The organism is Mycobacterium sp. BK086 (assembly GCA_004362315.1).
GTDB lineage: Bacteria > Actinomycetota > Actinomycetes > Mycobacteriales > Mycobacteriaceae > Mycobacterium.
Genome location: SNWL01000007.1, coordinates 516582 through 530573 on the forward strand (window position 1 = coordinate 516582; position 13992 = coordinate 530573).

Here is a 13992-nt window from a genome sequence, read left to right on the forward strand (position 1 = left end):
GATGAAAATCGTGTTGGCCAACTGGGGATCTCGCGGCGAAGTGGAACCATTCGCGGTGTTGGGTCGCGAGCTGGTGCGTCGCGGGCACGACGTTCATCTCGTCGTCGCGCCTGACCTCGTCGAATTCGCTTCGTCCGCGGGACCCACAGCGGTCGCCTACGGACCGACCGTGCAGGCGATCATCGAGCCGCACCAGGAGTACTTCGCCCTACTGTTCAGCAAGCCGTGGCGGCTCAAAGAATTGGGCAGGCTCGTGCACGAGTTCGCCGACCCGATCGATGAGGGGCGCGAAGCGGCCGGCAAGACGCTCATGGCGGTCGCCGACGGTGCCGACTTGCTGGTGACGGGCATGAATTACGAAGGCATCGTCGCCAATGTCGCAGAGTATTGCCACATCCCGCTGGCCACGTTGCAACACTTCCCGTTGCGGGTCAACGGCCGGCTGCTGCCCGTGTTGCCGCCACCTTTCGGTCGCGCGGTGATGCGAATATCGGAGTGGCTGACCTGGCGTGGGCATCGGGCCAATGACGACGCCCAGCGCCGCGATCTCGGCCTGCCGAAGTCGACGGGGCACTGGACACGACGGATCGCCGAACGCGGAAGCATGGAGATCCAGGCCTACGACGCAGTGTGCTTTCCCGGGCTGGCGGACGAGTGGTCGAGCTGGAACGCGCAGTCGCCGCCCCGACGGCCCTTTGTCGGCGCATTGACACTGGAGATGCCCGCGGATGACGATACGGATGTCAAGTCGTGGATCGCCGAGGGAACACCGCCGATCTTCTTCGGATTCGGCAGCATGCCAATGGAATCCGCCAATGACACGATCGCGATGATCGCAGGGGCCTGCGCCACACTGGGCGAGCGAGCGCTGATCGGCGCGGGTGTGGCCGATTTCAGTGGCGTACCGAAGTTCGGGCACGTCAAGGTGGTTGGCACGATCAACTATGCGGAGGTCTTCCCGGCCTGCCGCGCGATCGTGCATCACGGGGGTTCGGGCACGACCAATGCGGGGCTGCGCTCCGGGCGCCCCACGATGATCCTGTGGAGGCTGCCCGATCAGTTGTTCTGGGCGGGCAGGCTCAAACGACTGAAAGTCGGCACCGGGCGCCGCTTCTTGGCGGCCACCGAGAAGTCTCTGGTTGCGGACCTGCGCAAGATTCTCGCCCCCGACTACGTCGGCCGAGCTCGCCGGCTTGCGGCGAAAATGACCAAGCCCGCGGACAGCGTCGCGGCCACGGCTGACCTCGTCGAGGCTTATGCTCGCGCTCCTTTCGTGGGCCGCACGCAAGCCGAAAGAGGCTAGGGCGCAATGAAATTCGTACTGGCGAACTGGGGAACCAGGGGCGAAGTGGAACCTTTTGCCGCAATCGGCCGCGAGCTGGTGCGCCGTGGGCACGACGTTCACCTGGTGGTCGCGCCGGAGATGGTCGATTTCGCGGAGTCTGCCGGTCCCAAGGCAGTGGCCTTCGGGCCGACACTGCGCGCCGTGGACGACCCCCATCACGAATTCTGGAATCTGTTGTTCAGCAAGCCGTGGAAGCTCAAGGAATTGAACGGACTGCTGGGCGCATTCGCAGGGCTCCTCGATGAGTTTCGAGAGCAGGCCAGAAAGAGCCTACTTGACCTGGCGGACGGGGCCGACCTGCTGCTCACGGGTTTGAACTATGAGGGTGTCGCCTCCAATGTGGCCGAGTATTGCGGCACGCCTTTAGCCACGTTGCAGATTTTCCCGTTGCGGGTCAACAGCTTTCAGATGCCGTTTCTGCCTGCCCCGCTGTGCCGCTCGGCGATGGTTGTGGGTGAGTCGTTGACGCGTCGCGGGCACAAGGTCGAGGACGACGCCGAGCGACTGGCGCTCGGCTTGCCGAAGGCGACGGACCACTGGACGAGGCGGATGGCGGACAGTGGCGCGTTGGAGATCCAGGCATACGATGCGGCGTGCTATCCGGGCCTGCCCGAAGAATGGGCGCCGTTCAACGATCAGGAGATCCCCAAGCGGCCGTTCGTCGGGGGGCTCACGATGGAATTGCCTGCCGATGAGGACGCCGAGATCGCGTCGTGGATCGCCGCGGGAACCCCGCCCATCTTTTTCAGCTTCGGCAGCATGCCGGTCGACACCGCGGCCGACACGATCGGGATGATCGCCCGGGCCTGTGCGCAGCTCGGCGAGAGGGCGCTGATCGGTGCGGGCTGGGCTGACTACAGCACTGTTCCGCAGTATGACCATGTCAAGATCGTCGGCCCGATGAACTACGCCGAAGTGTTCCCGGCCTGCCGCGCCGTGGTGCACCACGGTGGTTCGGGCACCACCCACGCCGGACTGCGAGCCGGTCGGCCGACGTTGATCCTGTGGATGCTGCCCGATCAGGGATGTTGGGGTTCTCGACTCAAGAAGCTGAAGGTTGGCAAGGGCCGCCGTTTTGTCGGCACCACCGAGAAAACGCTGGTGTCCGACCTGAGGACGATCCTCGCGCCGGAATACCGCACTCGCGCGGAACAACTCGCAGCCCGAATGACCAAGCCCGCCGACAGTGTCGGCGCTGCGGCCGACGCGTTGGAGCAGTTCGCGCTGTCGCGTCGCGGCTGACGTCAGCCGCGAACACCTCCGGATTCGGCGGCCGCGCGGTACCCGCGAATGGCCAGTGGCGCAACCAATGCGGCGCCGGCGATTGTCCAGAGCACGCCCCACAGCAGTGGCCACCACGGAAGTTGGCCTTGAGCAAGGGCCCGCATCGACCCCACGATCGGCTCCATCGGCTGGAACCGGAGCAGCGGCCACATCCACGAGGGCAGTGATTCGATGGGCGGGGAACCGGAACTGGCGAAGACGGCGGTGATGGCGGGCAGCCCGAGCCAGATGAGCACCGTGCCGTCCTTGGCCCGTACCGCGACGGCGATCACCGCCATCGCGAAGACGATCACCACCATCACGGGTACGAGCAGGTACAGCAGCAACTCCAGTGGGCCACCGCGAAAGCGGAGGCCGAGGCCGATGCCGACCGCGGTGATCAGTGCGGTACTCAGAAGTGTGCGCGCGGCCTCGGCGATCAGTCGGCCGGTGAGCACGCTGGCGCGGTGTACGGGCAATGCCCACAATCGGCTGAGCAGTCCGGTGTCGCGTTCGAAGGAAAGCGTGAGGCCGACGGCAAGGGATCCGGAGAACGCGCCGGCTATCGCACAGGTCGGCACCAGACCGTAGAGGCTGTCGGCGCCCGTGATCCGCAACACCGATTTGCCGACCAGAAGGTAATACGTGATCAGCAGAAACGTTGGGAAGGCCAAAGATTGGACCGGCACCAGCGGGTCGCGGCGCCAGTGGGTGAAGTGTTGCTGCGCGATGACCAGGCTTTCATACAGCAGTGAGCCGCGTCGCGCTGCGGTAGTGGTGGTCATTGGGTCCGCCTCTGCATTCGCACTGCGATGACCCCGAACAGCGCGAGCAGTCCAAGGCACCATGCGAAGCTGCTCGCCAGACTGCTGACTGCGACGTTGCCCGCGGCCAACCCCCGCAGGGTTTCGGTGACCTGTGAAACAGGTTGGTACCGAACGAATCCGTGCAACCACTCGGGGAACGAATCCACGGGCGCCATTCCGGTGGAGAGCATGACAAGCATCATCTGGGGGACCAGCAGGACCTGACTCGACCCGCCGTTCCTGCCGATCGGGGAGGCGGAGATACCCACGCCGGTTGCGTCCGCGGCAAGCGACAGCGCGAGGGTCAATGCCAGGACGAAGGAGATGAAAGCCACCAAATGCCATGGTCCGCCGAGCATTCGAAAGCCAAAGAGGTATCCGGCGACGATTGTCGCAACCAGCGCGATCATCCCGCGAATGAGGCAGTACAACATGCGCGCCGTCAACGGCGCCACGGTGGCGATGGGCATGGTGCGGAACCGAAGCCCGAGTTCGGACTGATGATCGCGGGTGGCCCGGTCGACGGTGGTCAACGCGCCGAGCAACGTCACTTGGACGATGATCACCGGCAGGAGGTACTGCGGGTACCCGATCCCGCCGGTGTCGATCACATTGCGCAGCGCGAGGTTGAAGATGATGAAATTGCCTGCCGGCGCCAAGACGGCGAACGGCAGATCGCTGCGCAATGTGTTGCGCACCATGCGTTCGGTCAGAACCGCAACCGAACTCACGCGGTGACGCTGCCCGTGAGGTGCAGGAATACCTCGTCGAGCGAGGGCTTGCGCAGCGAAATATCTTCCAGCTCAACGTCAAGCTGGTCGACGCGGCGGAACACCTCGCTGAGCGTCGCAACCCCATTGGGCGCCAGCACCGACACACTGTTGGCGTCTTCGTCGGCCTGAGCGTCCTGAAGATCGGCGACGGCCGCGAGGATCTTCGGCAGGTCGGCCGGATTGACCGGGCTCACAGTGCAATAGCTGTATCCGACCCGGCGTTTGAGGTCATCTGCCGTCCCGGTGGCGACAACGCGCCCGTGGTTGAGCACGACGATCGAGTCGCTCAGGACGTCGGCTTCCTCGAGATACTGGGTGGTGAGCAAAACGGTCACCCCGTCAGCTACCAACGACGACACCAGATCCCAGACACTGCGGCGACTGCGCGGGTCCAAGCCCGTCGTCGGCTCATCCAGAAACAACACTTTCGGCGGCACCACAAGCGCGGCGGCGATATCGACTCGGCGGCGCATGCCACCCGAATAGGTGACCACGTTGCGGTCGGCCGCATCGGTGAGGTCGAACTGCTCGATCAACTCCTCGGCACGGGCGTTGGCCTCCTTGCGCCGCATCCCGTGCAATCGGCTGAACATCACCAGGTTCTCCCGCCCGGTGAGCTGCCAGTCGATCGCGGCGATCTGCCCGGTCATGGAGATGGACTCGCGTACCCGAGCCGGCTCTTTGGCGACGTCGTACCCGGCCACAATTGCTTTGCCATATGACGGCTTCATCAACGTCGACAGAATGTTGATGGTCGTTGTTTTTCCCGCGCCATTGTGACCGAGAAGCGCGCACACCGAACCCGTGGCAACGGAAAAACTCACGTCCTGCAGGGCCAGTATGTTCCCGTCGAACGTCTTCGCGACACCGTCAAGCTCGATCACAGATATTGACCATAGCGTGAGCGGAGTGGCTTCGGGCGAACTCGCGACGTCTTCGTCGCAACCGAGAAACTCAAGACAACGACCTATCTCTTCAGTGCTGGGAGCAGTGGATTCACCGGACGATCGGTTATTTGCCGATCCACTCGAGCAGGGCGCGCGTGCCCTCCTCGAGGGACCACTTCGGGCGCCACCCGAGCTCGGCTGTTGCCGGCTCGATGTCACATCGAGCGGCGCGGACGTCACCGTCGCGGAACTTCCCGACGACCACCGGTTCGGGGGCGCCGCAGATCGCCGCGAGTTGCTGGGCGAGCTCGTGGATGGTGGTCGGAACGCCTGACCCGATATCGACATAGCGAGACGGCGCCGCAGGAGTCTCGATCGCCGCGAACAGCCCTTCGACGACGTCGTCGATGAAGACGAAATCGCGCACGATGCGGCCGTCTTCGTAGACCTCGAGGGCCTGCTTCTGAAGCGACAGCCGGGCGAACAGCGCCACGATTCCCGTGTAGGAATTGGTCAGCGACTGGCCGGGGCCGTAGACGTTCTGCAGACGCAGCACGCTGAGCTTGGTGTCATGCGCGGAGGTCCAGGCCGCCAGGATGTGCTCCTGGGCGAGTTTGGTCGCGGCGTAGATGTTGGTGGGCCGAGGCTCGGTCTGGATCGCACTGCTCGCGAGCGGAACGGCGGGCTCGCCGGTGGGGCCCTGAGGATCCCAGATGCCCGCCACGAGCTGAGCGTGGCTGCGCGGCTGCGGGTAGAAGATGTCGCTGCCGGCCTGCCAGGCGCCCTCGCCGTAGACGGCCCGCGACGAGGCCAGCACCAGCTGGTCGGGCACGTGCCCACACCGGCCCAAGGCGTCGAGCAGCTGCGTGGTGCCGACCACGTTGACCGACCCGTGCCGGGTTGCCTCTGAAAGCGACTGCGCTGTACCGGTTTCGGCCGCCAAATGCACGATCTGAGCGGGCTTGACCAGTCGCAGCACGGCGTCGCAGTCGGGTGCGTGCGTGACATCGCCGGTGAACAACCGCACCGACGGCGGCAGGTCGATCACGGCTCCTTCGGCGTGCACCTGCGGGTGCAGGATATCCATCACGGCGACGTCGTAGCCGGCCTCGACGAGACGTCGCGCGAGCGCGGATCCGATGAATCCGGCCCCGCCGGTGATGAGCACCGTCTTGTGGCTGTTGGGCGCTGCGGACAAGGTGAGCCTCCTGTTTACGAACCGTGGGCGAACGCGCGGTCGGCCAGCGCGGCGATGGCCGGCGTCAGCACGCGTGAGTATTGAAGGGTCAAATGGCTCACGTCGAGGTAGACCAACGTGTTGCCGACAATGACGGGACACCGTTCGGCGGTGCAGAACAAATCGGAGAGGTCCGCATACTGGCCGCCGCCGGCGGCGGTGGCGGCCGCTTCGGCGGTGATGCCTGTCTGGTTCACCGCCGACGATCGGGACAGTGCGCACGCAGTCACGTCGTCGAGGTGGCCGGACACGCAGATCGGCACATTGGCATGCGGACTCGGGATCGGCCCGAGCACCAGCACCTGCGTGCCCATATCGCGCAGTTGGCGCACGAGGTCGGTCATTCCGTCGGTCCAGGCGGCGTCATAGGCGCGGAAGCCCGACATCGTTTCGTCGATTCCGTAGCCGCGCCACACGCTGACCACGACGAGCTTGGGGCGCTCGGTGGCCAAGCGTCCCATGATCTCGGTCCGCCACTGCTGGCAGTGCTGAAGGTCTTCGACCAAGTTGCCGAAAGCGTTGCCGGCGCGTGCGTCCATCAGCGCGCAGGCCTCTTTGGCCATCATCTGCAGCCGCCAGTGTCGCTGAGTGGCGATCTGCTGGAAGGCGGGCGTCCACATCGCGGCGTGTGAGTCGCCAATGAGGGCAACAGTATTCGGGGAGTTGGTATCACCCATCACGCAGTCGGGTTGTCCGCTCTCATACGGCGTGCGGAGACACCCCTTGTACGTGTAATCCGCTTGTTCGGCAGCCAGATTGGTCAGCGGCGGATTCAAGTTCGACGGGACTGCGCTCCTGGTGAAGGAGCTGGCCAGTGCCGCTTGCATCTGGGTGACGGTCTGGGCGACAGCGGCGTCGTAGGCGGCGGTGGTGGAGCCGGTCGGGACCGACGCACCGTTGAGTGTGATCGCAGGTGCTGGTGGACCTTGCCCCACCGGCGTCGGCACGACCTTCAGCAGCCCGAGACCGACGAAGACCGCGATCGCGGTGGCCACCGCGCCGACGCCGAGGCTGCGCCACGGGTAGTCCCGGATCTTCGGGGCGAAGCGCAGCGGGTTCTCCACGTAGCGCATGGTCAACCACGCCAGCCCGGCCGCCAACAGCGCCGCGATGATCCGTTCGGCCAGCCCCAGTGGGTGACCCAGCAGCGCGGGCGCGAGGACCAGTACCGGCCAGTGCCAGAGGTACCACGAGTACGAGATGCGGCCGACCGCCCGCATCGGCGCTGTATCGAGGAACTGCCCGCAGCCCTGCGACGGGGTGGCGCAGCCGGCGCCGATCACCAACACTGCGCCGAGGGTGGGAACCAGCGCGGCGGTACCGGGGAACGGTGTGGCCGCGGTGAACCACAGGCAGGCGAACACGATCATGGCCAGTCCGGCCCAGCCCGCGATCGCCGCCGCCCGTGGCGAGAGACGTTGCCAGTGAATCGCGGTCAGTGCGACCAGTCCGCCGATGGCCAGCTGCCAGGCGCGGGTGGTGAGCGAGAAGAACGCCATCGCGGGCACGACGTAGGTGATCACCAGAGACATCGCGAACGACACGGCGGTGACCAGTCCCAGCACCACCAGATAAGGACGACGCGACGACGCGATGGCGCGCGTCCTGTCCCGCCGGAATCGCCGGACGAGCCACGCGGTGCCGAGCATCAACGGGGCCCAGACCAGATAGAACTGCTCCTCGACGCCCAACGACCAGTAGTGCAGGAACGGTGACGGCGTCAGCAGATCGGAGAAGTAGTTGATGTTGTCGATGACGAACCAGTAGTTGCCCACGTACAACGCGCTGGCGATGCCGTCGTAGAGGACCGTCGGAACTCGCAAGGGCGGCAACAGAATTACCGCCGCGATCATGGTGATGACGCCGACGAGTGCCGATGCGGGCAGCAGCCGGCGGGCGCGCGCCCCGTAGAACTTGCGCAGCCGCACGGAGCCGGTGCCGCTGACTTCGCGCCAGAGCAGTCCGGTGATCAGGAACCCGGAGATCACGAAGAACACGTCGACACCCACATAGCCGCCGCTGATGCCGGGTACCGCAGCGTGGAACAGGACCACGGCCGTCACGGCGACAGCGCGCAGGCCCTCGATGTCCGGGCGGAAGTACTTCTGTTCGGGGCGCCGACTTTGCTGTTCTTCGCTAGCCCTGAGACTGTCGGCCTGGGCCAAGATCACCTACCTGCTAAATCAGCGAACACGTCAATTGAGTCGAGGCATTCTTACACCCGGGCGCGGCCACGAGGGGTGGTTTCGAGAACGGCGTTCTGTGACCTAGTTGTGGGCGAGCGCACGATCGGCCAGTGCGCCGACGGCCGGTGCCAGCAACCGCGCGTATTCCAGCGTCATGTGGTTCTCGTCGACATAGACCAGCGTGTTGCCGACGATCACCGGGCAGCGGTCTGCAGTGCAGAACAGGTCGGTGGTGCTGGCGTACTGCCCGCCTCCGGCTTTGGTCGCGGCGGCTTCTGCCGCGATACCGGACTCGTTGACCGCGGCCGATCGCGACGGAGTGCACGCCGGTACGTCATCGAGGTAACCGGACAGACAAATCGGCACCTGAAAGTGCGGATCGGGGATCGGGCCGAGTACCAGGACCTGTGCACCGGTGGCGCGCAGTCGCTGCACGAGCCTGGTGAAACTGTCGATCCACGCGGCGTCGTACGCCCGGTATCCCGAGAGCGACTCCCCGGTCCCATAACCGCGCCACAGACTCAACACGATCAGCTGAGGACGCTCGGCCTCCAAGCGCGCGACGATCTCATTGCGCCACTCCGCGCAGTGCTCGAAAAGCTCGGCCAACCGGCTCAGGGGATTGGTGATCGGCAAGTCCAACAGCGGGCACGCGCCCTTGGCCAGCATCTCCAGCCGCCACTGCCGTTGGCCGGCGACCTGTTGTAACGCCGGGGTCCACATCGCGGCGTGCGAGTCGCCGACCAAGGTCACCGTGGTGCGCGAGGAGACATTGCCCATCGCGCATTCGGGTTGCCCGCGTTCGAACGGTTCGCGCAGACAGCCGTTGAACGACAGCGCCTTCTTCTCGGCGAAGGCTTCCATCAACGGCGGCGTCAGATTGGCCGGGACGGACGTGACATCAGCCGCTGCCGCGACGGCGGCCTGCACCTGCGCGAAGGTCTGGCGCACGGCCGCGTCGTAGGCGTCGGCGGGAGCGCCGGCAGCGACCGGGGCCGCGGTGAAGTTCAGCGGAGCCACCGGCGCGCCGTGCCCGACCGGACTGGGCATCACCCGCAGCAACGTCATACCGACGCACACCGCGACGATCGTCGCGATCGCACCGAGCCCGAGACTGCGCCATCCGGAGGCGCGGATCTTCGGGGCGAAGCGCAGCGGGTTTTCCAGATAGCGCAAGGTCAGCCAGGCCAGCCCCGCGGACGCCAGAGCCGCGATGATCCGCTCGGCGAGCCCGAGCGAGTGGCCGAGCAGGAACGGTGCGAGAACCAGTACCGGCCAGTGCCACAGGTACCAGGAGTAGGAGATCCGGCCGATCGCGCGCATCGGTGCCCAGCCGAGCAGACGCCCGCCGCCCTGGTCGGGTGTGGCGCAGCCCGCGGCGATGACCATTGCGGCGCCGAGGGTGGGCAGCAGCGCCGCCGCACCCGGGTAGACCGTGGTCGGGGTCAGCCAGACACAGGCCAGCACGATCATGCCCAGCCCGGCCCAGCCGAGCACGGCGGCGGCCCGTGGCGAGATCCGTTGCCAGCCAACGGCGGTCAGCGCGACCAATCCGCCGATCGCCAGCTGCCAGGCTCGTGTGGGCAGTGAATAGAACGCCGCAGCGGGCACGATGTAGCTCGCCAGAAACGACATCGCGAACGACACGACCGTCACCAGCGTGAGCAGCACGACGAACGGGCGCTTGGACGTGATGGCGTCGGCCGCGGGGCGGCGTCGGGCTCGGCGCGTCAACCGGATCAGCCAGACGGTGCCGAGCAGCATCGGCGCCCAGACCAGATAAAACTGTTCCTCGACGCCCAGCGACCAGTAGTGCAGGAACGGCGACGCCGTCACATGGTTGGCGAAGTAGTCGACGCCGCGCAGGACGAACTGGTAATTGCTGACGTAGAGCGCGCTGGCGATACCGTCGCTGATGGCCGGTCGAGCCTGTAGAGGCGGCAACAGAATTGCCGAGGCGACCATCGTGACGACGCCCACGGTGGCCGATGCGGGCAGCAGGCGGCGGGCACGCGCCCCGTAGAAGTTGTGCAGCCGCACGCTGCCGGTGCTGCTCACTTCGCGCCAGAGCAGTCCGGTGATCAGGAACCCGGAGATGACGAAGAAGACGTCGACGCCCACGAAGCCGCCGTCGATACCGGGAACAGCGGCGTGGAACAGAACGACGGCCACCACGGCAACCGCGCGCAAGCCCTCGATGTCCGCGCGGAATGTCTTCTGTTCGGAGCGTGCAGGCTGCTGCTTCTCGGTAGGGCTAACGCTGTCAGCCTGGCGCAAGATCACCTACTTAATGAGCGGACGCGTCGATCGGTCGTGGCATTCTTGCATTCGCGTGCGTCAATAAGAGGCGCTTTAGGAGTGTTCGGCAATCCACGTGGTCGTGTAGCGCAGCGTCGCGGGGATGCTCTTGGTCAGGCTCTCGCCGATCGACTTCTCGAGTTTGCCGCCCACCAAAGGGATCTTGACGATGACTTTCCCGGCCGAACGCAGTTGTGACGTGCCGCCCGACGGCGTCAGGACGTTGTCCGCACGGCTTGATCCCAGTCCGCCGGACGCGGTCACGTGACTCTCGCCCCGCACCCGCCCCTCGCCGGCCAGGTGCCACTTCTCGCGGTAGAGAAGCTTCAGGTCGCCGGGCACGAAGTTCGACACCAGCGGCGGCAGGATCTGGCGACCGAGGTGTTGGGTGATGTGCACCTCCACCGCGCCTTCGGTATCGACGGTGAAGGAGTCCAGCGTGGATGCCGCATCACCGGCCAGCCGATCCAGCCAGTAGTCCTCACGCGCGAACGCCGCGTGAATCGCCTCGACGCTGGCTGCTGATTCGCTGACGATCTCGAATGAACGCGACATAGCCGACCATTCTTACGCCCACGGGGCAGTGGGCCGAAACCCTCATGCTGCACAACCGCTTTGTGGTAGGAACCTCGCGTGAATATCAACCAGGGTCTGGTCATGTTGGCGGACGCGATGCCAGGTGTGAACCGGATCAGGGCCGTCCAGCAGGCGCTCGCCATGCGGTCCAATCCCGTCTATCTGGAGATCGGCGTATCCCGCGGACAAGCGTTCCAGCGGATCAGCGCCGACGTGAAGTTCGCCGTCGACCCGGCGTTCCGGCTCACCGAGCGCACCCGCGAGGCCGCGAACGCCAAGGGGCGTGTCGTCGAATACTTCGAGACCACCAGCGACGCCTTTTTCGAGAACGAGAAGGCGCTGCTCGAGCAGCACCCTGTCGACGTCGCGCTGATCGACGGGCTGCACACCTACGAGCAGGTGGTGCGTGATGTCGAGAACACCGTGCGCCATCTCAAAGACGACGGCGTGATCTTCCTGCACGACTGCAACCCGCCGTTCGAATTGGCCGGCCGCCGCGCCGAGTCGTGGGACGAGTTCATGGCGCAGCAGTCGGGTCCGTTGAAGATCGGCATCTGGAACGGGGACGTCTGGAAAGCGATCGTCGAACTCCGCAGCACCCGCCCCGACCTGCTGGTCGGCGTGCTCAAGTGTGACCAGGGCGTCGGATTCGTCCGCAAGGGATCGCCGGAATCGACGCTGCCGTACTCCCCGGAGCAGGTCGAGGCGCTCACCTACGCCGACCTCAAGGCCGACCGCACCCGGCTGCTCAACCTCAAGCCGCCCCGTTACCTCGGCGAATTCCTCGCCATGAGCGGCGCGCGGTAGGTCGCTGCTCCGCAATGAAGTTCGTGCTGGCAACCTGGGGTAGCCGCGGCGACATCGAGCCCACTGCGGCCGTCGGTCGCGAGTTGGTGCGCCGCGGGCATGAGGTGTCGATGGCCGTTCCGCCGGACCTTGTCGAATTCAGCAAGGCGGCGGTGCCCGACTCGAGGGGCTTCGGGCCCAACTCGCGGTCGATCCTCGATGCGCATCGCGACTATTGGACGTGTTTTTTCAGCCCGCCGTGGAAACTGCGGAAGATGGCCAAGGCGCGCGGGGAAATCACCGGGCCTCTGTTCCAGGGGTGGCGAGACATGAGCGCGACGCTGATGTCACTGGCCGACGGCGCCGACTTGATATTCAGCGGCATCAATTTCGAAGATGCCGCATCGAATGTCGCCGAATATTACGACATCCCGTTCGCCACTTTGCATTACTTTCCGCTGCGACCGAACGCGAGGGTCCTGCCCTTTCTGCCTGCCGCACTGGCCCGTTCGGTCGTCAGTGCGTTCTGGTGGATGTCGTGGCGCGGCACCAAGAAGTCCGAGGACGCCCAGCGCCGCGAGCTCGGCCTGCCCAAGGCGACCCGGTCCGCGCCGTCGCGGATCACCGCGCGGGGATCGCTGGAAGTCCAGGCCTATGACGAGGCGTGCTTTCCCGGCCTCGGGGGCGAGTGGGCGTCCTTCGACGGACAGCGCCCGTTCGTCGGGACGCTGACGCTGGAGCTGGCGACGGCCGACGATGACGATGTGATGTCGTGGATCGCGGCGGGGACACCGCCGATCTTCTTCGGCTTCGGCTCCATTCCGGTGGAGTCTCCGGCCGACACGATCGCGATGATCGATGCGGCGTGCGCGCGGCTGGGGGAGCGGGCGTTGGTCGGCGCCGCCGGAACGGACTTCAGCAGCGCCCCGCACTCCGAGCGGGTCAAAGTCGTCGGCGTGATGAACTACGCGACCGTCTTCCCGGCCTGCCGCGCGGTCGTCCACCACGGCGGTTCGAGCACCACACCCATCGTCATGCGCGCCGGAATCCCGCAGGTGATCCTCTTCTGGGACATGGTTCACGCGATCTACGGCACGGCGGTCAAGCGACTGAAGGTGGGCACCGCCCGGCGGTTTTCCACGGTCACCGAGCAGACGCTGGTTGCCGACCTGCGTGCCGTCCTCGCCCCCGATTACGTGGCCAGGGCCCGCGAGCTGGCGACCCGGATCACCGAACCTGCCAAGAGCGCCGCGGATACGGCCGACCGGCTGGAGGATTTCGCCCGGCAAGGGCAACTCGGTCGTCGCGACTGAGGCACACCGGGTGCTTGCTGGCAGGCGGAACTAACGACCGTAGGCGGAATCGGCGTTCACATCGGCTCTGTCCCGGCCCATAGCCGAAATGCCTCTAAGGCGAACCGAAGCGCGCCATCTGAGAGAAAGCGGTGGCCACCACTGTCACTCGATGGTGTGGGTGCACAAAAGGTAGCTATCGGTGATGTGAGTCACACCGAACTCCATGACATGGGTCACACCACGAAGTATGGTTTGGAACTTGTTCTACCCAAATTGACGAGAGTGTCGGGAGACCCGGTGAGCAGCACCAATCCGTTTGATGACGACGAGGGTCGCTTCGTTGTCTTGGTCAACGACGAGGAGCAACACAGCCTGTGGCCGACGTTCGCCGATGTGCCTGCCGGCTGGCGGGTCGTCCACGGTGAAGCCGACCGCGCGGAATGTCTCGACTACATCGAGGCGAACTGGCCCGACATCCGACCGAAAAGTCTGCGCGACCGGTTGGCAGGTAGCCGAGCGTCTGACTAGTTCAACGGTTTG

General features: G+C 65.6%; 12 protein-coding genes. 5 read left to right on the forward strand and 7 right to left on the reverse strand.

All coding sequences use genetic code 11. The annotated features are described in order from the left end of the window. Position 1 precedes the first annotated feature (1 nt). Positions 2 to 1303, forward strand: coding sequence for a glycosyltransferase (locus tag EV580_RS26130; RefSeq protein ID WP_133694909.1), 1302 nt, complete (start codon positions 2 to 4; stop codon positions 1301 to 1303). A gap of 6 nt (positions 1304 to 1309) precedes the next feature. Continuing rightward, positions 1310 to 2587: a glycosyltransferase gene (locus tag EV580_RS26135; RefSeq protein WP_133694911.1), complete on the forward strand. Its 1278-nt coding sequence runs from the start codon at positions 1310 to 1312 to the stop codon at positions 2585 to 2587. A gap of 2 nt (positions 2588 to 2589) precedes the next feature. Here EV580_RS26135 and EV580_RS26140 read toward each other — a convergent pair whose 3' ends face one another. The 7 genes from EV580_RS26140 to EV580_RS26170 form a co-directional block, all read right to left on the reverse strand. After that, complete coding sequence (locus EV580_RS26140) at positions 2590 to 3393, reverse strand: ABC transporter permease (RefSeq protein ID WP_133694912.1); 804 nt, start codon at positions 3391 to 3393, stop codon at positions 2590 to 2592. Beyond that, complete coding sequence (locus EV580_RS26145) at positions 3390 to 4145, reverse strand: ABC transporter permease (RefSeq protein ID WP_166654891.1); 756 nt, start codon at positions 4143 to 4145, stop codon at positions 3390 to 3392. The genes EV580_RS26140 and EV580_RS26145 overlap by 4 nt, the downstream gene beginning before the upstream one ends. Continuing rightward, entirely contained in the window at positions 4142 to 5071 is a 930-nt protein-coding gene (locus EV580_RS26150; RefSeq protein WP_133694914.1) for an ATP-binding cassette domain-containing protein, read from the reverse strand. The genes EV580_RS26145 and EV580_RS26150 overlap by 4 nt, the downstream gene beginning before the upstream one ends. A gap of 127 nt (positions 5072 to 5198) precedes the next feature. Continuing rightward, a complete protein-coding gene (locus EV580_RS26155; RefSeq protein WP_133695070.1) occupies positions 5199 to 6242 on the reverse strand; it encodes an NAD-dependent epimerase/dehydratase family protein in 1044 nt (347 codons plus the stop codon). A gap of 44 nt (positions 6243 to 6286) precedes the next feature. After that, on the reverse strand, positions 6287 to 8479 hold the full coding sequence (locus tag EV580_RS26160) for an acyltransferase family protein (RefSeq protein WP_133695072.1): 2193 nt from the start codon (positions 8477 to 8479) through the stop codon (positions 6287 to 6289). Between the two features lie 99 nt (positions 8480 to 8578). After that, positions 8579 to 10774 carry an acyltransferase family protein gene (locus EV580_RS26165; RefSeq protein ID WP_221218885.1) on the reverse strand — a complete coding sequence of 732 codons (2196 nt, stop codon included), beginning with the start codon at positions 10772 to 10774 and terminating at the stop codon, positions 8579 to 8581. A 75-nt stretch (positions 10775 to 10849) separates the two neighbouring features. Next, positions 10850 to 11350: a DUF2505 domain-containing protein gene (locus EV580_RS26170; RefSeq protein ID WP_133694915.1), complete on the reverse strand. Its 501-nt coding sequence runs from the start codon at positions 11348 to 11350 to the stop codon at positions 10850 to 10852. 102 nt (positions 11351 to 11452) lie between these two features. On the opposite strand from EV580_RS26170, the gene EV580_RS26175 reads away from it, so the two are divergent. The 3 genes from EV580_RS26175 (at position 11453) to EV580_RS26185 (ending at position 13980) form a co-directional block, all read left to right on the forward strand. After that, complete coding sequence (locus EV580_RS26175; RefSeq protein ID WP_133695076.1) at positions 11453 to 12178, forward strand: class I SAM-dependent methyltransferase; 726 nt, start codon at positions 11453 to 11455, stop codon at positions 12176 to 12178. Between the two features lie 14 nt (positions 12179 to 12192). Next, positions 12193 to 13470, forward strand: coding sequence for a glycosyltransferase (locus EV580_RS26180; protein WP_133694917.1), 1278 nt, complete (start codon positions 12193 to 12195; stop codon positions 13468 to 13470). A gap of 279 nt (positions 13471 to 13749) precedes the next feature. Then, the gene (locus EV580_RS26185) at positions 13750 to 13980 is read left to right on the forward strand and encodes an MbtH family protein (RefSeq protein WP_133694919.1); all 231 of its coding nucleotides are present in this window, start codon (positions 13750 to 13752) and stop codon (positions 13978 to 13980) included. Positions 13981 to 13992: the final 12 nt, after the last annotated feature.